Genomic DNA, 23,019 nt, shown 5'->3' on the forward strand with positions numbered 1-23,019 from the left:
CGCCAAGCGAAAATCGCCGGGCGGGACGCTGAAGCCGAGGGCTGCGTCACACCAGAAGCCTGGCCGCCGACACCCTTGAAACCGAAACGCCCCAGAGTGGTGCAATAATAGCACCAATCTGGGGCGTCAACCGCACCACTTCGGTGCGCTATGCGAGTGCCGGCGTCAATTCGGGCCAGGCGTCACCGGCTGCGGCGCCCGGGGAGCCTGCGGTGCCTGCGGTGCTCCGCCCGACGGAAACTGCTGGGGCCGTTGCTGCTGTTGCTGACTGCGCGGGATGGCCATGCGCAGCACGTTGAACTCGATGGTATCGCTGGCGCCCAGTTCCTGACCCGACTCGTCCACGACCCGCGCCTGCAGGGTATAGGCACCGCGGTTCAGGCCCTGGAAGGTCGCGCTCGTCGAGGCCCCCTCGCCGGCAGCCTCCCCGTCCAGCAACCAGACCACACGGTGACCGGCATCGGCGTCAAGCGCCGGTTCAATCTCGAGCTCCGCGGTCACATTGCCATCGTTCGCCCGCACGCCCTCGCTATCCCCCGGCCGCGCGATAGCGACCCGCTGGTAGGCACCCTCCGCTTCGGGCTGACCGCGCGGGCGCACGGGGCGCTCGAGGATCTCACGCGCGCCCTCCAGCGGCACGCCCCGCATCGGCTCACGCACATCGACCGATTCGCTACGGCTCCCCTCGGGGGGGCGGTCGCCGAAGTGGACATTGCCTTGATCGTCGGTCCAGCGATAGACGTCGGCACTCAGGAGCGCAGGGGCGAGAAGGGCGGCCAGGGGCAACGCCAGCCAGACAGCGATTCGGAACATGGGCTTTCCTCCTTGGAAGGCACGGATCCACGACCCCGCCTCGTTGTGTTTGCGAACGACTGGCCCAGGCACCCCATACGTCAGTGCGGGCCGACTGGGCCCTCAAGCCGCGGCGCGAACCCAGATACCCTGCAAGCGAGCCGCTTCTGCCTGAAGGGCTGCCAGCCGTTCGCGCTCGGCGCGCCCATCGGCCCCGGCCTCCAGTGCGGCAAGCCAGTCGTCCAGCGCAGCCAGGCGCAGCAGGGTTGGCGCCGCCCCTCGCTCGATGGCGGTCAACGGCCGCCGTCCGTTATATCCGGACAGCAACGCCCGGTAGCCCTCGGCATCCGGCCGCCCCGCGTCATCCACGGCGACCGCCAGGGCGAGCCGTGCGACCTGCCAGAAGGCCGGCACCGGCGCGGGTGGGAGGACCAGATCGGCCAGGCCGGCGCCCTCCGGATAGATGCGAACCGTCTGCCAGACGCTTCCCGCCAGCGGCAGGTCCTCGAAACGGTACAGCCCCTGATGGTGCAGCTCGGTATCCAGGATCGTCCGCGATTCGGCATCCAGCGAAGACGTGATTGTGTCCGCACGCTCACGCATCCTCTGCTGCAGCACGCCGCGGCGGTAGCCGTCTCCAGCGGGCAGGGCGCCGGCCGTGTGGCGGCCCTGCCAGTCGGCCGCGCGCTCGCCCAGGGCCTCCAGGCTGCCAGGCCCCTCGGCCGCGACCGTGCCCTGAATGGCCTGGCCACGCTCGAGCACCAGGACCACCTGCCCGGCCGCATCATCCTTACCCCGGCCGATCACGCGGCCACAGCCAGCAGGGACCTCGGCGACGGCCTGCTCCAGGGCCGGCGCCGCGGCGGCCGGCAGGCGCAGGCACTGCACCGGCCGGCCGTCGAGTTCCGGCCCCTCGGGACCGACCGTCAGTGCCAGATCGGCAAGCTCGCCGCAGCGCTGAATTTCGGATTCATTCATTACCATCGGAAAATCACCCAGGACGGGGGTACAAAGTCGGGATCCAGCTCGTTGCGGCGACCATCCAGCGTGCCATCGCCGGTGGTATCAATCAGGTAGTAGGTCGGGCCGACCGCGGGCGTAACCTCGACCATGACCAGCTCGCCCCCCATGCGGTACTCGCGCCGCGTCTCGCCATCGCGCTCGATAATGATGATGTCGGCTGCTTCCAGGGAGCGCTGCTCGCGGGCGCGCTCGTCCAGCACCGGAGGCGACGGGTCGGCAGCCTCGTCCAGTTCCGGCGGCGGCGGGGCATCCCCCCACTCGCGGTCTTCCTGCGCCAGCGCCGAACCGGGCACCAGCAGCAGGGCCGCCAGCAGCGACAGGGGCAGGCTCAGGCGGGTCGGGGTCATCGTCACAGCTCCATCAGTCGTTTCTTTTCTTCCGCGGACGGCTCGAAGCTGCGCGTCTCGTAGTGCTCGAAAATCGCGCTCACCACATCCTCCGGCGAATCTACCAACGAGTATAGCTGCAGGTCCTCCTCGTCGATGGTGCCCTGTTCCACCAGGGTATCCTGGAACCAGTCGAGCAGCCCCTTCCAGAACTCGCTGCCCACGAGGACCACGGGAATACGTCGGGTCTTGCCGGTCTGCACCAGCGTCAGGATCTCCGCCAGCTCGTCCAGTGTGCCAAAGCCGCCCGGCAGGACCACGTAGGCGGATGCATACTTCACGAACATCACCTTGCGCGAAAAGAAGTGGCGAAAGCCGAGCCCGATGTCCTGATAGGGATTGGAACTTTGCTCGTGGGGCAGCTGGATGTTCAGGCCGATGCTGGGCGAGTGCCCGGCGAAGGCGCCCTTGTTGGCCGCCTCCATGATGCCCGGCCCGCCACCGCTGACCACCGCAAAGCCGGCATCCGACAACTGGCGCGCGGTCGTCTCGCCCAGCTGGTAATAGCGATGTTCCGGGGGAAAGCGTGCAGAACCAAAGATGCTGACCGAGGGCTTGATGTGCGCCAGGCGCTCGAAGCCCTCCACGAACTCCGCCATGATCTGGAAGATCTTCCAGCTTTCGCGGGTCAGGGCAGAGTCATCAATCGGACGCAGGCCCGGGTGTTCGGCACGTTCACGGTTGTTCATGCGGAGGGTTCCTCGGATGGAGACTCAAGCGTAACGGGCGCCCCGCGTCCATACAAACGTATCCATACAAATGGCCCGCACGAATGGGCGCCTCACGGCCAGCCCTGTAGAATGGCGCGCGTTCCCTGTCCGGATTCCGCCTGCATGTCGCAACCGCCCCTCGTCCTGGTCGACGGCTCCTCCTACCTGTTCCGCGCGTTCCACGCCCTGCCGCCACTGACCGCGCCGGATGGCGCCCCGACCGGCGCGATGATTGGTGTGGCCAACATGCTGCGCAAGCTGCGCGCGGACTACGGGCCGGAGCACATGGCGGTGGTGTTCGACGCCAAGGGCAAGACCTTCCGCGACGACATCTACCCCGAATACAAGGCCACCCGCCCCCCGATGCCGGATGAGCTGGCGGCCCAGATCGAGCCCCTGCACGAGCTGGTCCGGGCGATGGGCCTGCCGCTGCTGTGCGTCGGGGGCGTCGAGGCCGACGACGTGATCGCGACCCTGGCCGACCAGGCGGCACGCGCCGGCCACGCGGTGGTGATTTCCACCGGCGACAAGGATCTCGCCCAGCTGGTGGATGACCGCATCACGCTGGTGAACACCATGAGCGGCGTCACCCTGGACCCGGACGGCGTGCGGGAGAAGTTCGGCGTCGCCCCGGAGCAGATCGTCGATTATCTCGCGCTCATGGGCGACAGCGTCGACAACATCCCGGGCGTCGACAAGGTCGGCCCGAAGACCGCGGCCAAGTGGATCGCGAAGTACGGCGACCTCGACACCATCCTCGAGCAGGCCGACGACATCGGCGGCAAGATCGGCGAGAACCTGCGCGCGGCCACCGACCGGTTGCCGACCTCGCGCGAGCTGATCACGGTCAAGCGCGATGTCCCGCTGGATGTCGGCCCCGACGACCTCGCGATCCAGGAGCCGGACCATGACCGCCTACTGGAGATGGTGCGCCGCTACGGCTTCACTCGCTGGCGCGCGGAACTGGAGGGCGGCAACGGCGATACCGCCGCCGACAACCCCGGACCCGCGCAGACGAAGGGCGACTACCAGACCGTTCGCGAAGAGGCCGATTTCGCTGGGCTACTGGAGCGCCTGGACAAGGCCGAGCGCGTGGCCTTCGACACCGAGACCACCAGCCTGGATGCGATGCGTGCCGAACTGGTCGGCATGTCGTTCGCGTTCGAGCCGGGTACCGCGTACTACCTTCCGCTCGCCCATACCGGGCCGGATGCGGACCCGCAGCTGCCGTTCGACACGACGCTGGAACGCCTGAAGCCGTGGCTGGAGTCCCCGGACCACGGCAAGCTCGGCCATCACCTGAAGTACGACCGCAACGTGCTGGGCAATCACGGCATCACCCTGCGCGGGATCCAGGACGACACCCTGCTCGAATCCTTCTGCCTGGACGCCGGCGCCAACCGCCACGACCTGGACTCCCTGGCCGAGCGCCACCTGGACTACAAGACTACGCACTACGAGGACGTGGCCGGCAAGGGCGCGAAGCAGATCCCGTTCGCCGAGGTGGATATCGGCATCGCCACCGATTACGCCGGCGAGGATGCCGACATCTGCCTGCAACTGGATGCGGTGTTCCAGCCGCGCCTGAAGGAAGCGGAAGGCCCGGCCTTCGTCTACCGCGAGATCGAGATGCCGCTGGTCCCGGTCCTGGCGGATATCGAGCGTGCAGGCGTGAAGGTCGACCCGGACCAGCTCGGCGCGCAGAGCCAGGCGCTGCTGACCGAGATGGAACGTATCGAGCGCGAGGCCTTCGAGGAGGCTGGTGGCGAGTTCAACCTCGGCTCGCCCAAGCAGATCCAGGAGATCCTGTTCGAACGCCTGGGGCTGCCGGTGCTGCGGCGCACGCCCAAGGGCCAGCCCTCGACCGCCGAGGACGTGCTGGAACAGATGGCGGGTGACTACGCCCTGCCACGCCTGATCCTGGAACACCGCGGGCTGTCCAAGCTGCGCAGCACCTATACCGAGACCCTGCCCCGGCGCATCCACCCCAAGACCGGGCGGGTGCATACGTCCTATCACCAGTCGGGTGCGGCCACCGGGCGCCTGTCGTCGTCGGAGCCAAACCTGCAGAACATCCCGGTGCGCACCGAGGCCGGGCGGCGCATCCGCCAGGCCTTCATCGCCGAGGCGTGCCACCAGCTGCTGGCGGCCGACTACTCGCAGATCGAGCTGCGCATCATGGCCCACCTGTCGCAGGACGCGGGCCTGCTGCGCGCCTTCGCCGAGGGGCAGGACATCCACCGCGCGACCGCCGCCGAGGTCTTTGGCACAGAGCCAGACCAGGTCTCGAACGACCAGCGCCGGGCGGCCAAGGCGATCAACTTCGGCTTGATCTACGGCATGTCCGCCTGGGGGCTGGCGCGCAACCTCGGCATCGAGCAGGGCGAGGCGCGCGAATACATCGACCGCTACTTCAATCGCTATCCCGGCGTGCACGACTATATGGAGAAGGCGCGCGCCAGCGGGCGCGAGAACGGCTATGTCGAGACGCTGTTCGGTCGCCGCCTGTACCTGCCGGATATCAACAGTCGCAACGGCGCCCGGCGCCAGCAGTCCGAGCGCGTCGCGATCAACGCCCCGATGCAGGGCACGGCCGCCGACATCATCAAGCGCGCGATGGTACGGGTCGCGAACGACCTGTCAGAGGCGCGAATCGATGCCCGCATGATCATGCAGGTACACGATGAACTCGTATTCGAAGTCGCCGACGACGCACTGGATGCGTTGACCGACCTCGTGCGCCAGGCCATGAGCGGCGCCGCCGATCTCGACGTGGAGCTGGTGGTGGATATCGGCGTCGGCGCCAACTGGGACGATGCGCACTAAATGACGGACGCGCCCGCCATGCGCTTCAATCGGGTCGCCCCCTGGCTGGTCGCGATCCTGTTGCTGGCTACGGCCTGGGTGCTGGCTGATCGCTATCTGGACACCGGCGGTTCGGGCGACGTCACGATTCTCCAGCCGGGCGAGTGCGATCTGAACGTCGCCCCCTGCACCGCCACCCATCCGGCAGGCGGCACGCTCACCCTCGAGATCGCGCCGCGCCCGGTGCCGATGCTGCAACCCCTGGCCCTGACCCTGGATCTGGATGCGACCGCGCGGACCCACTTGGGCGACCCGGAGGCCCTGGAACTGGACCTGGCCGGGGTGGAGATGTACATGGGTTTTCAGCGCCCGCGACTGGAACATACCGGCGACGGCCGCTACGCCGGCGAGACGACGCTGCCCATCTGCACCACCGAGGCCATGACCTGGGCCGCCACCGTCATGCCCGCGGGCGACCCCGATGCGGCCCGGGTCCAGTTCCGCTTCGTCACCCGCCGCAGCCACAGCGACACACCCTGAGGGAGATCGACATGCAGCGCATTCCGCTGAGCAGCCTGTTATGGGCGCTGGCCGTGCTGGCGGCCGGCGCCCTGCTCGTCTTCGTGATGCTCCGCCCGGCACCGCCGCCCGTACCCCAGGGGGCCGACCACGAACGCCTGCCGGTGGCGGATGCGGTATCCGGCGGGCCGATCGAACTGCCGGTATCCACCGAGGGCAACCGGTTCCGGCTCGCGGACCTGGAAGGGCAATACGTCTGGGTGTACTTCGGCTACACCGCCTGCCCGGATGCCTGCCCCACCAGCCTGGGCTGGATCAGCGCCGCGCTGGATCGCCTGCCCCCGGAACTGGAGGACAAGGTCGCCGCGGTACTGGTGAGCGTCGACCCGGAACGCGACGACGCCCAGCGCCTGGAAACCTACGTCGGCCACTTCCACCCGGCCATCCAGGCCGCCACGGGTTCCCACGAGGAGCTACGCCCCATCACCGAACGCTACGGGGTGTTCTACGAACGCACCGAGATCGACTCGGCCATGGGGTATGTGGTGGATCACAGCTCGTCCACCTACCTGATCGGGCCCGAAGGCGAACTCCTGGAGATCCACCCGCACGGGACATCGGCAAGCGAGCTGGTGGCTACCTTGCAGGCCCGAATAGAGGGCCATGAGGGCCGCGAATAAGTTCGCCCCTTTCACGCAGGACGCCTGTGTGAGGCCGGGGCAATCGATTCTGTGAAAAAATTCGCAATCCAGACGGATCCGGCCGGAACTTTGCCCGGACGACGCTTTCTCACTTCATAAGCGCTCTAGCCCAGCGCGGCCCGCTTCTCTCCCTGAGCGGGCACTAGGCCTCTCCACCCCCTGTAGAGGCCGAAATTAGCCCCGGTCCCACCCCAAGGCCGGGGCTTCTTTTTGTCCAAGCCTCCTGACCCAACGCCTGACACCCGGCCCCATGCCCGTGGCTCAACCGGACTCGTGGTCAACCAGCCAGTCGCCGAGCAGGCCGCGCAAATCGTCCACGCCCTGGTTTTTCAGGGAAGAAAAGGTCTGCAGCGTCGCCTCCACGCCCATGACCTCGAGCTCGCCATGGGCCTTGCGCAGCTGCCGATCGGCCTCCTGGCGCGAGAGCTTGTCCGCCTTGGTCAACACACAGTGCAGGCGGCAGCGCTCCAGCGGGACCCACTCCAGCAGCTGGCGATCCAGGTCCGTCAGCGGGCGGCGGATATCCATGATCAGCACCAGCCCGATCAGGTTTTGGCGCGTCCGCAGATATGCCCCCAGCAACTGGTCCCACTCGGCCCGCTTGCCGGCCGAGACCTTGGCAAAGCCGTAACCCGGCAAGTCCACCAGCCGCCAGTGCTCGGCCGGCGGCAGGCTGAACAGGTTGATCTCCTGGGTGCGTCCCGGTGTGCGCCCGACCCGCGCCAGTGCCTTGCGCCCGCACAGGGCATTCAGGGCACTCGACTTACCGGCATTGGAACGCCCGGCAAAGGCGATCTCGACGCCGGCATCCTCGGGGAGCTGGGATAGCTGAGCCACCCCGCGCATGAAGGCGGTCTCGCGGAATCGGGGTTGCATGGGGGGATACAGTCCTTGGCCGAGTGCGGGGCTCGGTTTATTTTTGAGTACAAATTAGCATTGTGCTATAAACTGCGCCCCTTATGTTGATCGCCCTACCATGGGGCACAAGGAACGGGTCGAGACCCGGCACGCATTTACAAGCAGGAGATTCTCCATCATGAACCACAAGCTTTCCGCTCTCTTTGCTGCCCTGTCCGTATCCCTGCTGCTCCCGCTGTCGGCGGCCCAGGCGGGCGATCCTCAGCGCGGCCAGGAACTCTCCCAGTCCTGCGCGGCTTGCCACCAGGCTGACGGCAACAGCGTCAACCCGGAATGGCCCAAGCTCGCCGGCCAGCACCCGAAGTACACCACCAAGCAGCTGCAGGATTACAAGTCCGAGCGCCGCGTGAACAGCCTGATGCTGGGCCAAGTCGCCAACCTGGACGAGCAGGACATGCGCGACCTTGCGGCGTTCTACGCCGAACAGAGCATCAGCAGCGGCACCGCCGACGAAGAAGTCGTCGAGCGCGGCGAACAGATCTACCGCGGCGGCATCCCGTCGCAGAATGTCGCCGCCTGCATCGCCTGCCACGGCCCCAACGGCAACGGCAATCCGGAAGCGATGTTCCCGGCCGTCGCCGGCCAGCACGCGCAGTACAGCGCCGACCAGCTGCGCTACTTCCGCAGCGGCGATCGCGCCAACGACAACGGTCGCATGATGCGCAACGTCGCGCGCAACATGTCGGATTCCGACATCGAGGCCGTGTCCCAGTACATGGCCGGCCTGCAGACCGGTAACTGATCCGGTCCGCAGTTGCGCCGCGCAGGATCGGCGGCGAAGCGACCCAGGGAAGGGGCGGCCTCGGCCGCCCCTTTTTGTTGGGCGCAAGAAAAACACGCTTTGCGGGAATGCCTTCGTAGCCGCTTGCGTCATGGTGGGGCACGACCGAACTCCTCGGCACGCCATCGGTCCACCCAGTGCTCGCGGAACGCCCGTGCAGTTTGTCTTGGAAATTGAACCCCCTCGGGTTGCTTCGCATAGTCGCCAGGGTTAAAGCAGGTTTCAGAATGTCGAATATCGATCAGGCCGCAGACGCCAGCCCGTCCTCCGCATCTCGCCAGAAAGCCGCCCGCAAGCCGCGGCGTAGCCGCATCCTTGTGGATTTCATGGGCTCGATGACCCTCGCGATCACCTTGTTGGTGGCGCTCGCGATTGCGTCGGTCATCGGCACTGTCCTGGTACAGAACGAACCCTATACCGAGTACCTGATGGACTACGGTCCGTTCTGGCACGAGATCTTTGCCGGCATGGGGCTGTACCAGGTCTATTCGGCCACCTGGTTCCTCCTGGTCGTCGCCTTCCTGGTGATCTCCACGTCATTCTGCGTCTACCGCCAGACCCCTGGATTGATCAAGGATCTGCGTCGCTACAACACACAGGTCAAGGAAAAGTCGCTGCGCTCGTTCAATGCCAGCGCCGAGGCGGACCTGGATCAACCGCAGGATGAATTCCTGCAGCATACCCACCGCGTACTCAAGGCCCAGGGGTTCCGGGCCCGCGAGAAGAGCACCGACGGCCAGACCGTCATTGCCGCGATGCGCGGGCGCTGGAATCGCCTGGGCTACCTGCTGACCCATGTCGGTATTGTCGTCATCTGTGTCGGTGCCCTGGCCGATGGCACGACCCTGCTCAAGATCAACGAATGGCTGGGGAACCTGGAGATCGAGACCCGCAGCGTGCCGATCTCCGAGGTCCCCCGCTCAGCCTGGATCCCGGACTGGAACCCGTCCTTCCGCGGTTCGGTGGAGATCCCCGAGGGCGCCTCGGCCAACGTGGTCTTCCTGCCGATGCGGGAGGGCTATTTCGTCCAGGAACTGCCGTTCCGCATCGAACTGGAGGAGTTCCGCATTGAGCGCTTTTCCACCGGCGCCGAGAGCTCCTACGAATCGGACCTGATCATCCACGATCCGAACCGCGACGAGCCGCTGCGGCATACGATCTCGGTCAACTATCCGCTGATCTACAACGGCTACGCCATCTTCCAGGCCAGTTTTGCCGACGGCGGCACCCGCCTGGACATCGACGCCATCCCGCTGGGTCCCGAGGCGCTGCAAGCGCTCGAAGTCCCCGGCCGCGTGTTCCAGGAGATGGACATCCCGACCCCGGATGGCGATACCCGTACCATCGAGTTCACCAACTTCCAGCTGGAGAACGTGGTCCCGCTCCTGAATGAAGAAGGCGTGCGCGAAAACCGGCACATGGGCCCGAGCTTCGACTTCCGCCTGATGGATCGCACCGGCCATGGCCTGTACTACCGCAACTACCAGCGCCCGGCCCTGCAGGAAGGAGCGATGTATTTCCTGAGCGGCGTGCGCGAGAGCCCGGCCGACGAGTTCCATTACCTGTTCCTGCCGGCCGATGCCGACAACTCGCTGGAACGTTTCCGCACCTATCTGGCCATGCTGCACAACCCCGAGGTGCGCAACGAGATCGCCCGCCAGGTCGCCCGTGACGACGACACCGTCGAGGGGTCGCAGAACCAGGCGATTGCGCAAACCGCGGCCGAGTTGATGGGGCTGTTTGCCCAGGGCGGCTACATGGCCGTGCACAACGAGATCGAACGCCGCGTCCCGGCCGATCGCATCGAGGAAGTACGTGACCTGATGGTCCGCATCCTTCACGCCGGCCTCCAGGGGCTTTACATGGAGGTCCTGCAGGACGAGGGTGTGGTCTCGATCCAGGAAGAAGAACAGCGCTTCCTGGAGGACACAATCTCGGCGATCAACGCGATCAGCCTGTATCAGTCGCCGTTCTTCTTCCACCTGAAGGACTTCGAGCACCGCGAGGCCTCGGGCCTGCAGATCGCCCGCGCCCCGGGCCAGAGCACGGTGTACGTCGGCAGCACCATGCTGATTGTCGGGATCTTCCTGCTGTTCTACGTGTCCTATCAGCGCCTGTGGATCATGGCGCGGCGGCGCGAGGACGGCGAAGGCACCCACGTGGTGATGGCCGGCACCAGCAACCGCCATCAAGTGGAATTCGAGGAACGTTTCGCGCATCTTAAGCGCTGGATCATCGATCAGAAGCCAGTCGGCAACGCCGATGACAGCACCCGTGAATCAAACAACAAGAACGACTAGAAGTTAATCAGTCGGAGGAGCGATCCATGTCAGTACCCCACGAGGCCCTGGATTTCGAACGGCCCGGCATCTTCCGGCGCATTCAGCTGCGCGACTGGGCGTATATCGCCCTGACCATCGCGGTCGGCGTAATTGCCTTCTGGCAGTACGGCCACATGATGGACCGCTACGACACCGGCGGCCTGATCCTGGCCGTGGGTCTCAGCGCCTGGATGGGCTGGTTCTGGCGACCATGGCAGGCCTTCTCGATCATCGTGGGCGTACTCGCACTGTTCGGGATCTGGTTATACGCCGATGACCTCGCCCGCGGCAGCACCAACTTCTGGCTGAACTACGTCGGTTCCGGTCAGGCCGGTGTCATGTGGATGAGCGTCTTCCTGTACCTGTCCACAGTCGCCTACGTCACGGGCCTGTTCAGCCGCTCCGACTTCCCCACCCGCGTCGGCGGGGCTTTTGCCTGGATCGGCGCCGGCGCCGGCTTGATGGCCCTGCTCGTGCGCTGGCGCGAGATCTACCTGACCGACCCGACCTGGGGCTACATCCCGGTGGCCAACCTCTACGAGGTGTTCATCCTGCTGGCCGCCATGACCACCCTGATGTACCTGTACTACGAGAGCCGCACCGGCCAGCGCACCATGGGTGCGTTCGTGATGCTGGTTATCGCCGCGTCGGTCACCTTCCTGCTGTGGTACATGTTCAGCCGCGGCGCGCAGGAGATCGAACCCCTGGTCCCGGCGCTTAACAGCTGGTGGATGAAGATCCACGTGCCCACCAACTTCGTTGGTTACGGCGGCTTTGCCATCGCCGCCATGCTGGGCGTGGCCTACCTGATCAAGCACCGTCTGGAACGGACCCGCCCGGACGCCGCCATCACCCAGCGCATTCCCAGCAAGGAAGCGCTGGATAGCGTGATGTACAAGGCCATCGCAATCGGCTTCGCCTTCTTCACCATCGCCACCGTGCTCGGCGCGATGTGGGCCGCCGAGGCCTGGGGCGGCTACTGGACCTGGGATCCGAAGGAGACCTGGAGCCTGATCCTGTGGCTGACCTACGCGGCCTGGCTGCACATGCGCTTTACCAAGGGCTGGCGCGGTCCGGTCATGGCCTGGTGGGCGATCATCGGCCTGTTCGTCACCACCTTCACCTTCCTGGGTGTGAACATGTTCCTGTCCGGCCTGCATTCCTACGGAGAACTGTAAATGAAGCGTCGTGAATTCATGGGCGCTCTGGGCGGCGCCGGCCTGCTGCTCGCCACCGGTACCAGCCTCGCGGCCGAATACCGCGAAGGTCAGCACTACCGCGCCATCCAGCCGCCGCTCGACACCGGCCTGGAGGACGGCAAGATCCAGGTCGTCGAGATCTTCTGGTATGGCTGCCCGCACTGCTACGAATTCGAGCCCAAGGTCCAGGCGTGGAAGCCCGGCCTGGCCGACGACGTACAGTTCGAATACCTGCCAGCACCGATGAACGATGTCTGGGCGCTGCATGCCCGGGTCTACTACACCGCACAAAAGCTGGGCGTGCTCGACGAAGTGCATCAGGCGTTCTACGACGCGATCCACGATCAGGGCCGCCAGCTGCGCTCGGAAAGCGCCATCCTGCGCTTCATCAACCAGCGCGGACTGGACGCCGACGAGTTCCGCGAAACCATGCGCTCCGACGCGATTCGCCAGCGGATCGTCGAGGCCACCGAGGCGGTGCAGGACTACGGCGTGGGAGGCGTCCCCACCCTGGTCGTCAATGGCGAGGCTATCGTCTCGGCCAGCATGGCCGGCGGGCACGACGAAATGCTGGAGGTTGCCGACTACCTGATCGAACGTGCCCGCGGCTAACGCGGGCCCGTTCCGGCGGGTTCGGCCATGAGCGATCCGACCACCGCGCAACGTCTGGTCGAGTGCCTCGAACAGGAGGGCGTGGAACGCATCTTCGGCCTCCCCGGGGAAGAGAACATGGCCGTTCTCGACGCCCTGGCCGATTCCCCCATCGAGTTCGTCACCACCCGTCACGAGCAGGGCGCGGCCTTCATGGCCGACGTTCACGGGCGGCTGTCCGGCAAGGCGGGCGTCTGCCTGGCGACCCTGGGGCCCGGTGCCACCAACCTGATCACCGGCGTCGCCGACGCCAACATGGATCACGCCCCCCTGGTCGCAATCGCCGGCCAGGCCAGCACCCATCGGCTGCACAAGGAATCGCACCAGGTCCTCGACCTGAAGGGCCTGTTCCAGCCGATCACCAAGTACAGCTCACAGGTGCTGGAACCCGAGATCCTGCCCGAGGTGATCCGCAAGGCCTTCAAGTGGGCCGAAGGCGGCAAACCCGGTGCCAGCTTCATCGAGCTGCCAGAGAACATCGCCTCGCTGCCGTGCCCGAATCCACCCTTGCCGGTACATGCCGGCCCGGCCGCCGTACCGGCCGAAGCCTCCCTGGAGGCGGCCGCGCGCCTGCTGAACGAGGCCCGGCACCCGCTGATCCTGGCCGGGAACGGCGTGATCCGTTCCGGCGCCAGCGGCGCCCTGGCCATGCTCGCCAGCGCCCTGAACATTCCGGTCGCCAACACCTTCATGGCCAAGGGCGTACTGCCGTTCCGCCACCCGCTGGCGCTGGGCTCGGTCGGCCTGCAAAGCCAGGACTTCGTGAATTTTGGCTTCCACAAGGCCGATGTGATCGTCTGCATCGGCTACGACCTGGTCGAATACCCGCCCAGCTTCTGGCATCCGGACGCCGACCGGACCCTGATCCATATCGACTCCGCGCCGGCCGAAATCGACGGTCACTACAATGTGACCGCCGAGGTACTGGGCGATCTGACGACCTGCCTGCACCGCCTGGCGGAACAGGTGAGCCCCCGCGAAGAGACCATCCTGCGCCCGCTACGCCAGAGCCTGATCGACGACATGAACGAGCACCGCAACGACACCCAGGTGCCGCTCAAGCCGCAAAAGCTGATCTGGGATCTGCGCACCGCCGCCGACCTCGACGCGATCATGATCACCGATGTGGGCGCTCACAAGCTCTGGATGGCGCGCATGTTCCGCTGCGAGCTACCCAATACCTGTCTGATCTCCAATGGCTTTGCCAGCATGGGCATTGCGCTGCCGGGCGCCATTGCCGCCGCAAAGCTCCATCCCGAACGCCAGGTGGTCGCGGTCACCGGCGATGCCGGCTTCCTGATGAACGTGCAGGAACTGGAAACCGCCGTGCGCCTGGGCCTCAACTTCGTCGTCCTGATCTGGAACGACAACGCCTACGGCCTGATCGAGTGGAAGCAGGTGCGCGAATATGGCCGCAAGGCCTTCGTCGAGTTCGGCAATCCGGACTTCGTGCAGCTGGCGCAGTCGTTCGGGGCGCACGGCGTGCGCATCGAACCCGGCGACAGCCTGGAGATGGCGCTGCGCGAGGCCCTGGTAACACCCGGCGTAACAATCATCGACTGCCCGGTCGACTACAGCGAGAACATGAAGCTGACGGAACGTTTGGGCGAGCTGGTTTGTCCATTCTGACAACGCGGACTTCCCCGCCAGCAGGAGACGACCCGCGATGACCTCGATCGCGTCCGGCCATGATCGCACCGCGCCCACCGGGCCCGAGGGCGCGACACAACCGGAAGCCTCCACCCCGGAACGCCTGGGATATCACCACGAGCAGGGCCGCCAGCGCCTGCGGCTCTTGAGCTTCAACGCCCAGGTCGGCATCCACTCCTCCCGGTTGCATCACTACCTGACCAACAGCTGGAAGCACGTGCTCCCCTACGGTGGGCGCATGGACAACCTCGACCGGGTGGCGCGCTTTATCTCGGAGTTCGACATCGTCGGTGTGCAGGAGCTGGACGGGGGTAGCCTGCGTAGCAACTTCGTCGATCTGGCCTCCTATCTCTCCGAACGTGCGCATTTCCCGTATACCTACAACCGGATCAACCGCGATCTGGGGCAGTTCGCCAAGCACTCTCTCGCCCTGTTCTCGCGCCTGGAGCCGGACCGGGTGCAAATGCACCGTCTGCCCGGAGCGCTGCCCGGCCGCGGCGCGATCGAGGCCCGCTACGCCATGGGCGACGGCGAGGAGCTGGTGCTGTTCCTGCTGCACCTGGCCCTGGGCAAGCGCACGCGGAAATCCCAGCTGGCCTATGTCGCGGAGCGCATCCAGGATTTTCCGCATGCCATCGTGATGGGCGACCTCAACTGCCAGCAGGACAGCGAGGAACTGCGGCAACTGATCGCGCGTACCGGGTTGATGGAGCCGATGGCCTGCCCCGCCACCTATCCCGCCTGGGACCCGCGTCGGGTCTTCGACCACATCCTGCTGACCCCCGACCTGCACGTCAGCGACGTGCGTGTCTACAACGTGGCGCTCTCCGACCACCTGCCGGTCGGTATCGAGATCGAACTGCCACAGCGCCAGGCCCTTCATGATCCAGCGCACTAAACCGATGTCGAAAGACGGGTACGGTTCGAGCGCCAGTGTGCACATTAGTCCGTGTTTCCCTGGCATCCACCCCATTTCCGCGTTTAAATAGGCGCGCCTACTACCCGGGATTTCCCGATGTCCGACAGCGATCTGCGCAAGACCATTATCGAGCTCGAGCGCTCGCTGGATCGGGAGCGCGCCCTGCAGGACGCGATCCGCCGTGTCGCCCTGCGATCGCTCGCGGTGGTCTCCGCGAAGGTGCCGGCACTGGAAGGCGCCGTGCGCGACCTGACCCGCGCCATCGAATCCGACCCCGGCGACACCGCCTGGCTGGATCGCCTGAGCGGCCAGCTGGCCGATGCCGTGCGCTCCAGCGATCAGCGAGAGGACCTGGCCGACGGCATCCTCGCGGTCGTCCAGCGTGGCCTGCTCGGCTTCGAATTCCTCGACCCCGAGCTGGAGGCCCTCACCCGGGCCGCCGATCGGCGCGACAAGGCAGAGATCGAACGCACCCTCACACGCCTCTTTTCGGTGATGCACGACAAGTGCGAACAGGCAATGACGGAGCGCGAAGAACTCACCGAGGTCGTCGGCGAGATCTGGCACCGCCTGGAAGACGTGGATACCGCCCTGTCCGAAGACGAGGCGCGCGGCCAGCGCGCCCGGGAATCGGTCTCCGAACTGCACGCGGGGATCTCCGGGGATGTCGAACACATCAAAGGCCGGGTGGTCGACGTCGAGGACCTCGCGACGCTGCGCACCGAGGTGACCCGCGGTCTCGACCGCATGGTGGAGCGCGTCACCACGTTTCGGAACGAGCAGGAAGACGAACTGCAGGTGGTGCAGGAACGGAACCGCCTCCTGCGCTCCAAGGGCCGCAGCCTGGAGGGTCAGGTGCAAGCGCTGCGCAACCGGCTGGAACAGGCGCGCGCCGAAGCCAGCCGCGACAGCCTCACCGGCCTGCCCAATCGAATGGCCTTCGAACAGCGGCTGGAGCAACTCCCCGCAGAACTCGAGAAATCGGGCGCGGCCTCGCTGCTGGTCTGGGACATCGACCACTTCAAGACCATCAATGACGAGTACGGCCACACTGCCGGCGACAAGGTCCTGCGGGCGGTCGCCGAGATCCTGGCCGAGGGCGTGCGCGAGCCGGATTTCGTCGCGCGCTACGGCGGGGAGGAATTCGTGATGATCATCCATCGCGAACCTGACGCTGCATACAGCCAGGCCAATACCATCCGCGACGCTGTGGACCGTCTGATCGTGCGCTCCGGCAAGACGCGTCTGAAGGTCACCATCTCCGCCGGGCTGGCCGGAATCGACCCCGCCGCCGCCCCGGAGGCGATATTCGATGCCGCCGACCACGCGCTGCTACAAGCGAAAAAGCGAGGCCGTGACCGCATCGAGCGGGCCGGCGACTGATCCACTGCCGAGGGAACCCATGAACGGCACGCCTCAACCCCACCTGATCTTCGGCGAAGTCCTGTTCGATTGCTTCCCCGACGGTACGCGCGTCCTCGGCGGCGCGCCCTTCAACGTCGCCTGGAACCTGCACCAGCTGGGCGAGGCCGCCTGTTTCGTGGGCGGAGTCGGGGACGACGCGGACGGCCGCAGCATCCGCGAGCGCATGAACCGCATCGGGATGGACACCCGCGGCCTGTACAGGCACCCCGCGGCCCCCACCGGCCAGGTCCGCATCGCCCTGGAAGACGGCGAACCGACCTACACCATCGTCCCTGACCAGGCCTATGACACCGTTCCGGCGGAATGGGCGGACCAGCTGCCGGACACCGCGGGCCTCCTCTATCACGGCACGCTCGCCCTGCGCGCGGACAACCGCGAGCTACTGGAACGGTTACAGGCCCGTGCACAACATCGTTTCGTCGACGTGAACCTGCGCGCCCCGTGGTACCAGCCCGACGACGTCCTCGCGCTGATGCGCGGGGCCGACGTGGTCAAGCTGAACACCGACGAGGCGGCCACGCTGGCCCCCGACGTCGCCGCACCGGAGCGATCGGCGGCGCTCCTGGAACGCGCCGCGATCCGCTCCGCCCTGATCATCACCCACGGCGCCGACGGCGCAGCCATCCACACCACCGATGGCCAGCACTGGCCGGCCCCGGTCCCCCCGGTCGACGGCTTCCGCGACGCCGTGGGCGCCGGCGACGCGTTCGCCAGTGTCGCCATCATCGGCCTGCAACACGACTGGCCCTGGGCGACCACGCTGGAGCGCGCGCTCGGGTTCGCAGCCGCCGTCTGCTCCCTGCAGGGCGCCACCAGCGAAGACTCCGACTTCTACCACCGCGCCCGCACCGCCTGGAGCTAATCGCTCCCTTCGCACAAACAATGCCCCGCGCACAAAAACCGGCGGCAATCTGACTCCAGAGAAGGGACTCAGCCCATCGTCACGACACCGGGCAGCGATGAGAGCCAAGCCGAGCATGTATCGCTTGGGGGCACTACAATCCCGCAACTAACCCAATGGGACGCTGATCGCTTTGCAGCTCGCCCATACAGCGCGGTGACAGATCATTAACCGTGCCCGGTCAGTACACAGACCGACTCCAACACGAACGTTTACATCATGCGATGCCGCCCTATCGCCTAGGTGTGATCTCTCAATAGGTTGTCCACGGGGCGACTCCGAAGGATGCTGAGTTTGCCGACTTAGCCATTCCAAGGAGGACGCCCCGTGAACCTTCACCAAAATGCCTTGTTTGGACCGCGCGGTCGAGAGCGGATGGTCCGTTGTGTCGTGGATCGCCAGCGCCTCGAACCCGTTCATGGCGGTCACGCCATCCTCGATCTCGCTGGCGTTCCCGAACAACTCGCTGCCGGTCTCGATCTCCTCGTTCCCGGTCAGATCCATCGCCAGCAGCGCATCCGCGGGCCCCACCCAGCCGGTCGCCTGCGCAAACCCGTCGCCGTTGTGGTCGAACTGTACGCCGGCATCCAGACCCAGCGTCGAGATGCCGTTGCCGTCGAGGTCCAGGATGACGGGGGAGGCGTGGGACTCCGCGAGGTTGAACTTTTCGACCGCTTCCTCAACCCGAACCGTCGCATCCTCGATCAGACTGGCCGCCTCCTCGGTGATTCTGCGCTCCAGATCTTCCAGGGTCAGAAGCGGCGGGGCGTCGTCGCCGAAGGCAAATGCCAGGTCCCCCTCGGCCGTGCTGAAATTGCTCTCGAAGCGCTCGTCGTAGGCCCGCATCTGCTCGCCTTTCTCGGCGAAAAGATCAATCCAGTCCTGCAGCTCGGCCGGTGTCGGATCATCGCTGAACGCGCCGAAGACCGCCGCTTCCATGTAGCGTCGCCTGGCGATACCGCCTTCCTGACTGGCGTTGCTGTTGTAGCGGATCTCCCACCAGGCCTCGGCGCGGTTGCCGTCCGCCAGCGCACCGCTGAGCCCCGGGCCGATCAACGTGTGGCTATTGAAAGCCAGCGAAAGCAGTGCCCGTCCCTCCTTGGTGCCCTCTACCGACTCGAAAACCCGGTCGCCCTCCTCCGAGCCAAGGTGATGGCGCAGACGGGCCTTCAGGCCGATCTCCGCTCCTTCGAGCTCGTTCACCAGCAGCTCGGTGGCCGCCGCCGAATCCGCGGGCACCATCCAGGGCGAGTTGTCGCCGGTGATTTCCTTTGCCAGTTCGGAGGCCTTTGCGTTATTCCCTTCGTTCTTCGCCGTAGCTATGCGCTCCAGCACATCTATGGTCTTACTATCGGGTGGCTCCAGCCCCACCTTCTGGAGTGTCTCTTCGAGCCCGTCGAGCACTCTCCAACCATCGGCGTACTCCCGTACGAGCGCAGAACCATACCCCAGGGTGGGGATGCCTACGCCATCGTCATGTAGGTAGGCGTCATAGTCAGCGTTCTCCAGCGGCTTCAGCAATTCGGCGGCACCCGCCTTCCAGTCATCAGAACTTCGGTAATCAATACTCATCGTCTGCCCTCCTGGCGTTTACTCCGAATCGTAATAGAAATAGCTGCAGTATTTTTCAGTACCGGGATAGATAAGCCGCACTATAAGAAATTGATCCTTCGGATAACGGACCGCGCCATTAAAATAGAAAAGCTCTCCTTCGTACCTCACAATGAACAAATCCCTGGTCGGAGGATCGGCCAGATCCTTGCTCCGACCCCTGGTGCTCGCTGAGTAGCGCGGAACGAATTCGCAGGTTTCGGGATTGACCCCGGCAATCCGACCGAAGTCTGCATCACGCCGCTCGTAGCCGCGCCGTTCTTCCGGCGTGCGGTACGGATTTAACGGATCATCCGTCAAGACGTACCTTGGTCCCTGCCATACCAGCACGACGTCTTCCGGATAGTCCGGGTCGATCGACTGCAGCGACCACAGCGCAAATCCCTCGTCTGCGTAATAGGCACTGCGCGCGTAGCCCGTGTCCGCCATGCCCGGCGTTTTCTCCTGCACAAAGGTCAACTCCTTCCGCGAACAGCCGGGCAGCATCGCTCGTAACGCCGGATCATCAAAATCGTCCGTCTCCACGTCCGGGCGGATGCGCTCGAACTTCTCGGGGCGCTCCTGGAAATCCGCACGCAATTGCTCACAAAACGGCGTCCGATAGTCCGTAATTCTGTCCCCCGGGCGAAGATCATGCGTTTGCGAAGGCATCCGTTCCCAGAGTTCGTCGGCGGTTTCCGGATACGCCTCCGCCAGAGCCTGCTGCGTCAGGGCCATACCCCCGATCACCAGTGCGAGGACGCCCAGGCGCCTAAAGAGTCCTCGTCCTGCACCCTCGGGCAAGTCGCCACCCCAGTTGCTTCCGGTCTCCATCGCTCAAGCTCCTTGTCCATTCATCGTCCGCTGCCCGGCAAGATCCCGACGGGGCTTCGTCTCCGGGGCTGGCGCGATCTTCTGCCTGGGCCATCATTCACACGGCACGTGCCTTTCGCCTTTCGGGGTCAGGTCTTGCCTCTTGCCGTCCGTCAGAGCCCGAAGAGGGCAAAAGGCAAGACCTGACCCCGTCGTCTGCGCGCCTCGCTGTGGTTTGTCTCGCGAGAGATGACGCCTTGGTCGGATATATCCAGAATTCCTTGGAGCGTGACCAAATATTGATCCGCCATATCACTGCGGATTGCATCAGTCTCAGATTCTCCAAAAGGGATTCCCTCACCTTCTGCCGCAGCCTCCATAAACCTTAAGGCGACCTGGCCGGACATCGTATCTCCCTCTACGACCCCTCTGGCTAATATGGAATACCTATCACCAAAGGTAGCCAGGTAGTCATACATATCTGCGAGCCGGCCTTCTGCCTGGAGGCTCCTGGCATAATCCAGATCGTCTTGGGTTATCGGCGTATGAATCCCTTCATTGGTCATCAGTCTCTCTCCCTGTAGACTAAATTTATTGCAATCCTAAATTCACTAGATGTCGGAATCCGACTCAAAGCCAAGAACGACGTCCCGCACCGCCGTCTTCATTTCGCGCCACTCGACAAGCTTGTTGCGTGGAAACCGAAACGCTACGCGGCCCCCCCATTCAGGAATGGTGAACTTATAGCGGCATGTATGAACAAAATCGGGGTTCGCCGTACTTCCGGCCCGGCATTGGAAATAGTCGGTCACAACACCATCGACGTCACCCTTCCAATAAAGAGTCTGGTTCCATAACTCGAGCTTATCCGTCCCCGGCCCCACAGGCTTCGCCCACTGGAGCCCGGTTTCGGGGTCGCGCCCCCTCATTTCATACCGAACGTTTTTCAGATATTTGTAACGCCCCTTCTCATCATCCCACTCATGAGTGATGCGCTCACCCTCGTCGAGTCTCTGCATGACTCCTCGAAGGGCGGGGGCCCAATCACCGCGCTCACGGAGAAGTTCATACGAAAACTGGCCATCGCGACGAAAACCGGAAATCGCCACCACCCCGACTAACAGCCAGATGTCGCCGTCAGGGTCATCCCTGGTCCAGAAACTGGACTGCGTCTCCGGGCTTCTGGGAGCCATGTCCGGCCAGCGGACGTAAAGCGAGAAAGCTTTCGCGTCGTCTTCGACGGTGCGCTCATCGGGCTTCGGCGTATCCGGATCCCGTGGCGCCCAGGTGCTCTGGTCCTTGTATTCGATGCCGACCAGTGCAAGGTAGTTGGAGGGAATCGCAATCGGCACACCATTGATGTTGGCCTTGCGGATCGGGACCGGACGCTCCTCGACCAGCGGCGGGGGCTCCCCATAAAGCTGGCGCCAGGCTTCGGGTACGCCATGCTCGATCAGCAACGGCCGGGCGATGCCCGACCACAGGGCCGAAGCGACAATCCACAGCAGAACCAGAACACCGACCAGCAGTCCGAATCGGCCCCAGGCGGTTCCGAGCCAACGAGAACCTTGCTTGTGGCTCATACCTATACCTCACCCATGAGAAACGATTTCAGCGATCGGCTACCATTCTTCAGCCACTGAGAGCCGGTCAATGAGAGTTTTTACTTCTTGATCAATTCGACGCCAGTCCGACAGGTAATCATTGGAATAGCGGTACTCCAGAACCACGGCGTCTCGGAAATTACTCTTTACCCTGCAGCTCGGATATGGCACCTCCCTCGGGTCCACGCAGCTAATGGAAAGCTGGGGCGATTTCGTCCGTGGTATGTATCTCACGCCCATTGCGGATGAGAATGCCTTAAGCTCGTGACCGATAGCATCAACACCGTAAGCTTCCGCTTCCTCATTTGACATGCGACGGTCGTCTTCTTCATTCAGACGCTGGCGGATTGCCTCATACCAGTTTGGCGCCCTGTTTTCGGTAATCATCACATCAAGCCGATCTCCACGACCGCCCCCGTCGAGATTCCAGAGGTGTTCCTCTTCCGCATAAAAAGGACGAAGCTCAGGAAGCAGTACGCTAAAGGACAGAGCTCCTGCATCCACGCGGTGGTTCCTGGCGCGCGGCCAATATCCGCGTTTGACGTAACCGTCCATGACGAAATACCGCATCGGGATATCGAAGCTTTCTCCCGCGACCTCGGAGCGGACTACCTCGTTCTCAAGATTGTCCGCGCCAATATAGTCGTACACCGATTGCGTAAGAGGGTTGTGGGTCAGCATCACGCCGACGATGGCAAAGGCCACGATGCCCAGGAACACGATGTGCCGGTGCCAAGCCCCGACCGAAAGGCGGAAACTCCTCGGCTCCGGGTCGGGGACTCCGAGATGAGGATGGCGATGCAGGAAGTGCCAGGCAATCAGCCAGGGCGCAACCACGAAGGCCAGCAGGATCAACGCGGTAATGGCGATCGCCGCGGAATCCGGTCCGAGAAAGGCCTTGCCGATGGCCATCAGCGCCGGGGCGCTGCCAGCGCCACTACCGCGTAGATCATGCGCATGCGGAACGATCCGCGGCGTCGTTCGGAGAGGATCCCGACGGCCGTCAGGATCGCGATCACATAGGGAATCAGCCACGCCATGGGGACCTCCCAAGGCTTGGGGCTGTAATAGCCAATCCGGGCAAATCCGCGGCTAGGTCAAAACACAACGGAAGCCAATCCAGCGGTGTACCGGAACACATAGCAAGGCAACACGCCGACAATATCGGAGCGCGATGCGGCACAAACCGAATCGGTACTCTGGGCATTACGCCGATCCGTGGCGAGGTCATGGCTTTTCCCTGTCCATGAGTGATAGTTTTAAAGGCTGCCGGCTTCAGGCGGCCCTGACAAAGTTGCTGCTGAACGCTCT

The 23,019-nt window shown here is 64.6% G+C and carries 19 protein-coding genes and 2 pseudogenes; 11 read left to right on the forward strand and 10 right to left on the reverse strand.

Annotated elements, in window-relative coordinates:
• Nucleotides 1-165: 165 nt before the first annotated feature.
• The 4 genes from F618_RS0100490 to F618_RS0100505 form a co-directional block, all read right to left on the reverse strand.
• The gene (locus F618_RS0100490; RefSeq protein ID WP_019567475.1) at nucleotides 166-813 is read right to left on the reverse strand and encodes a DUF4124 domain-containing protein; all 648 of its coding nucleotides are present in this window, start codon (nucleotides 811-813) and stop codon (nucleotides 166-168) included.
• A gap of 102 nt (nucleotides 814-915) precedes the next feature.
• Nucleotides 916-1,770: a hypothetical protein gene (locus F618_RS0100495; RefSeq protein ID WP_019567476.1), complete on the reverse strand. Its 855-nt coding sequence runs from the start codon at nucleotides 1,768-1,770 to the stop codon at nucleotides 916-918.
• Nucleotides 1,770-2,162: a DUF2782 domain-containing protein gene (locus F618_RS0100500; protein ID WP_019567477.1), complete on the reverse strand. Its 393-nt coding sequence runs from the start codon at nucleotides 2,160-2,162 to the stop codon at nucleotides 1,770-1,772. The genes F618_RS0100495 and F618_RS0100500 overlap by 1 nt, the downstream gene beginning before the upstream one ends.
• Before the next feature lie 2 nt (nucleotides 2,163-2,164).
• A complete protein-coding gene (locus tag F618_RS0100505) occupies nucleotides 2,165-2,890 on the reverse strand; it encodes a TIGR00730 family Rossman fold protein (RefSeq protein ID WP_018950930.1) in 726 nt (241 codons plus the stop codon).
• A gap of 144 nt (nucleotides 2,891-3,034) precedes the next feature.
• Here F618_RS0100505 and polA point away from each other — a divergent pair, with 144 nt between their 5' ends.
• The 3 genes from polA to F618_RS0100520 are packed head-to-tail and all read left to right on the forward strand — an operon-like array spanning nucleotide 3,035 to nucleotide 6,915.
• A complete protein-coding gene (gene polA / locus F618_RS0100510; RefSeq protein WP_019567478.1) occupies nucleotides 3,035-5,737 on the forward strand; it encodes a DNA polymerase I in 2,703 nt (900 codons plus the stop codon).
• A complete protein-coding gene (locus F618_RS0100515; protein ID WP_018950928.1) occupies nucleotides 5,738-6,256 on the forward strand; it encodes a hypothetical protein in 519 nt (172 codons plus the stop codon).
• Nucleotides 6,257-6,267: 11 nt separating this feature from the next.
• Nucleotides 6,268-6,915: an SCO family protein gene (locus F618_RS0100520; protein ID WP_018950927.1), complete on the forward strand. Its 648-nt coding sequence runs from the start codon at nucleotides 6,268-6,270 to the stop codon at nucleotides 6,913-6,915.
• 282 nt (nucleotides 6,916-7,197) lie between these two features.
• On the opposite strand, the gene yihA is transcribed toward F618_RS0100520, so the two are convergent.
• Nucleotides 7,198-7,812, reverse strand: a complete 615-nt coding sequence (yihA, locus tag F618_RS0100525) for a ribosome biogenesis GTP-binding protein YihA/YsxC (protein ID WP_018950926.1) — start codon at nucleotides 7,810-7,812, stop codon at nucleotides 7,198-7,200.
• Nucleotides 7,813-7,972: 160 nt separating this feature from the next.
• On the opposite strand from yihA, the gene F618_RS0100530 reads away from it, so the two are divergent.
• The 8 genes from F618_RS0100530 (at nucleotide 7,973) to F618_RS0100565 (ending at nucleotide 17,662) form a co-directional block, all read left to right on the forward strand.
• Nucleotides 7,973-8,596: a cytochrome c gene (locus tag F618_RS0100530; protein WP_018950925.1), complete on the forward strand. Its 624-nt coding sequence runs from the start codon at nucleotides 7,973-7,975 to the stop codon at nucleotides 8,594-8,596.
• Between the two features lie 266 nt (nucleotides 8,597-8,862).
• Nucleotides 8,863-10,935: a cytochrome c biogenesis protein ResB gene (locus tag F618_RS0100535; RefSeq protein WP_018950924.1), complete on the forward strand. Its 2,073-nt coding sequence runs from the start codon at nucleotides 8,863-8,865 to the stop codon at nucleotides 10,933-10,935.
• A gap of 26 nt (nucleotides 10,936-10,961) precedes the next feature.
• Complete coding sequence (ccsB, locus tag F618_RS0100540; protein ID WP_018948216.1) at nucleotides 10,962-12,134, forward strand: c-type cytochrome biogenesis protein CcsB; 1,173 nt, start codon at nucleotides 10,962-10,964, stop codon at nucleotides 12,132-12,134.
• Nucleotides 12,135-12,767: a thiol:disulfide interchange protein DsbA/DsbL gene (locus tag F618_RS0100545; RefSeq protein ID WP_019567479.1), complete on the forward strand. Its 633-nt coding sequence runs from the start codon at nucleotides 12,135-12,137 to the stop codon at nucleotides 12,765-12,767.
• Between the two features lie 27 nt (nucleotides 12,768-12,794).
• Nucleotides 12,795-14,435, forward strand: a complete 1,641-nt coding sequence (locus F618_RS0100550) for an acetolactate synthase large subunit (protein WP_018950923.1) — start codon at nucleotides 12,795-12,797, stop codon at nucleotides 14,433-14,435.
• Nucleotides 14,436-14,472: 37 nt separating this feature from the next.
• Nucleotides 14,473-15,354 carry an endonuclease/exonuclease/phosphatase family protein gene (locus F618_RS0100555; RefSeq protein ID WP_019567480.1) on the forward strand — a complete coding sequence of 294 codons (882 nt, stop codon included), beginning with the start codon at nucleotides 14,473-14,475 and terminating at the stop codon, nucleotides 15,352-15,354.
• Between the two features lie 117 nt (nucleotides 15,355-15,471).
• On the forward strand, nucleotides 15,472-16,758 hold the full coding sequence (locus F618_RS0100560) for a GGDEF domain-containing protein (RefSeq protein WP_018175966.1): 1,287 nt from the start codon (nucleotides 15,472-15,474) through the stop codon (nucleotides 16,756-16,758).
• A gap of 19 nt (nucleotides 16,759-16,777) precedes the next feature.
• On the forward strand, nucleotides 16,778-17,662 hold the full coding sequence (locus F618_RS0100565; protein ID WP_019567481.1) for a carbohydrate kinase: 885 nt from the start codon (nucleotides 16,778-16,780) through the stop codon (nucleotides 17,660-17,662).
• A 423-nt stretch (nucleotides 17,663-18,085) separates the two neighbouring features.
• On the opposite strand, the pseudogene F618_RS14655 reads toward F618_RS0100565, so the two are convergent.
• The 5 genes and pseudogenes from F618_RS14655 to F618_RS14660 all read right to left on the reverse strand — a co-directional run.
• Nucleotides 18,086-18,409, reverse strand: a pseudogene (locus F618_RS14655) (hypothetical protein); the annotation flags it as partial.
• Between the two features lie 882 nt (nucleotides 18,410-19,291).
• Nucleotides 19,292-20,029: a hypothetical protein gene (locus tag F618_RS0100575; protein WP_155997964.1), complete on the reverse strand. Its 738-nt coding sequence runs from the start codon at nucleotides 20,027-20,029 to the stop codon at nucleotides 19,292-19,294.
• 248 nt (nucleotides 20,030-20,277) lie between these two features.
• The gene (locus F618_RS0100580) at nucleotides 20,278-20,670 is read right to left on the reverse strand and encodes a hypothetical protein (RefSeq protein ID WP_019567484.1); all 393 of its coding nucleotides are present in this window, start codon (nucleotides 20,668-20,670) and stop codon (nucleotides 20,278-20,280) included.
• A 45-nt stretch (nucleotides 20,671-20,715) separates the two neighbouring features.
• Nucleotides 20,716-21,687 carry a hypothetical protein gene (locus tag F618_RS0100585; RefSeq protein ID WP_019567485.1) on the reverse strand — a complete coding sequence of 324 codons (972 nt, stop codon included), beginning with the start codon at nucleotides 21,685-21,687 and terminating at the stop codon, nucleotides 20,716-20,718.
• Nucleotides 21,688-21,726: 39 nt separating this feature from the next.
• Nucleotides 21,727-22,748 (reverse strand): annotated as a pseudogene (locus F618_RS14660) (hypothetical protein).
• Nucleotides 22,749-23,019 lie beyond the last annotated feature (271 nt).

This window comes from Thioalkalivibrio sp. ALMg13-2, assembly GCF_000381185.1.
GTDB lineage: Bacteria > Pseudomonadota > Gammaproteobacteria > Ectothiorhodospirales > Ectothiorhodospiraceae > Thioalkalivibrio > Thioalkalivibrio versutus.

Bases quoted from the DNA above. Each gene is read 5' to 3' on its own strand.
- F618_RS0100490 (WP_019567475.1), bottom strand. From the start codon at position 813: ATGTTCCGAATCGCTGTCTGGCTGGCGTTGCCCCTGGCCGCCCTTCTC.
- F618_RS0100495 (WP_019567476.1), bottom strand. From the start codon at position 1,770: ATGAATGAATCCGAAATTCAGCGCTGCGGCGAGCTTGCCGATCTGGCA.
- F618_RS0100500 (WP_019567477.1), bottom strand. From the start codon at position 2,162: ATGACCCCGACCCGCCTGAGCCTGCCCCTGTCGCTGCTGGCGGCCCTG.
- F618_RS0100505 (WP_018950930.1), bottom strand. From the start codon at position 2,890: ATGAACAACCGTGAACGTGCCGAACACCCGGGCCTGCGTCCGATTGAT.
- polA (WP_019567478.1), top strand. From the start codon at position 3,035: ATGTCGCAACCGCCCCTCGTCCTGGTCGACGGCTCCTCCTACCTGTTC.
- F618_RS0100515 (WP_018950928.1), top strand. From the start codon at position 5,738: ATGACGGACGCGCCCGCCATGCGCTTCAATCGGGTCGCCCCCTGGCTG.
- F618_RS0100520 (WP_018950927.1), top strand. From the start codon at position 6,268: ATGCAGCGCATTCCGCTGAGCAGCCTGTTATGGGCGCTGGCCGTGCTG.
- yihA (WP_018950926.1), bottom strand. From the start codon at position 7,812: ATGCAACCCCGATTCCGCGAGACCGCCTTCATGCGCGGGGTGGCTCAG.
- F618_RS0100530 (WP_018950925.1), top strand. From the start codon at position 7,973: ATGAACCACAAGCTTTCCGCTCTCTTTGCTGCCCTGTCCGTATCCCTG.
- F618_RS0100535 (WP_018950924.1), top strand. From the start codon at position 8,863: ATGTCGAATATCGATCAGGCCGCAGACGCCAGCCCGTCCTCCGCATCT.
- ccsB (WP_018948216.1), top strand. From the start codon at position 10,962: ATGTCAGTACCCCACGAGGCCCTGGATTTCGAACGGCCCGGCATCTTC.
- F618_RS0100545 (WP_019567479.1), top strand. From the start codon at position 12,135: ATGAAGCGTCGTGAATTCATGGGCGCTCTGGGCGGCGCCGGCCTGCTG.
- F618_RS0100550 (WP_018950923.1), top strand. From the start codon at position 12,795: ATGAGCGATCCGACCACCGCGCAACGTCTGGTCGAGTGCCTCGAACAG.
- F618_RS0100555 (WP_019567480.1), top strand. From the start codon at position 14,473: ATGACCTCGATCGCGTCCGGCCATGATCGCACCGCGCCCACCGGGCCC.
- F618_RS0100560 (WP_018175966.1), top strand. From the start codon at position 15,472: ATGTCCGACAGCGATCTGCGCAAGACCATTATCGAGCTCGAGCGCTCG.
- F618_RS0100565 (WP_019567481.1), top strand. From the start codon at position 16,778: ATGAACGGCACGCCTCAACCCCACCTGATCTTCGGCGAAGTCCTGTTC.
- F618_RS0100575 (WP_155997964.1), bottom strand. From the start codon at position 20,029: ATGGCCCTGACGCAGCAGGCTCTGGCGGAGGCGTATCCGGAAACCGCC.
- F618_RS0100580 (WP_019567484.1), bottom strand. From the start codon at position 20,670: ATGACCAATGAAGGGATTCATACGCCGATAACCCAAGACGATCTGGAT.
- F618_RS0100585 (WP_019567485.1), bottom strand. From the start codon at position 21,687: ATGAGCCACAAGCAAGGTTCTCGTTGGCTCGGAACCGCCTGGGGCCGA.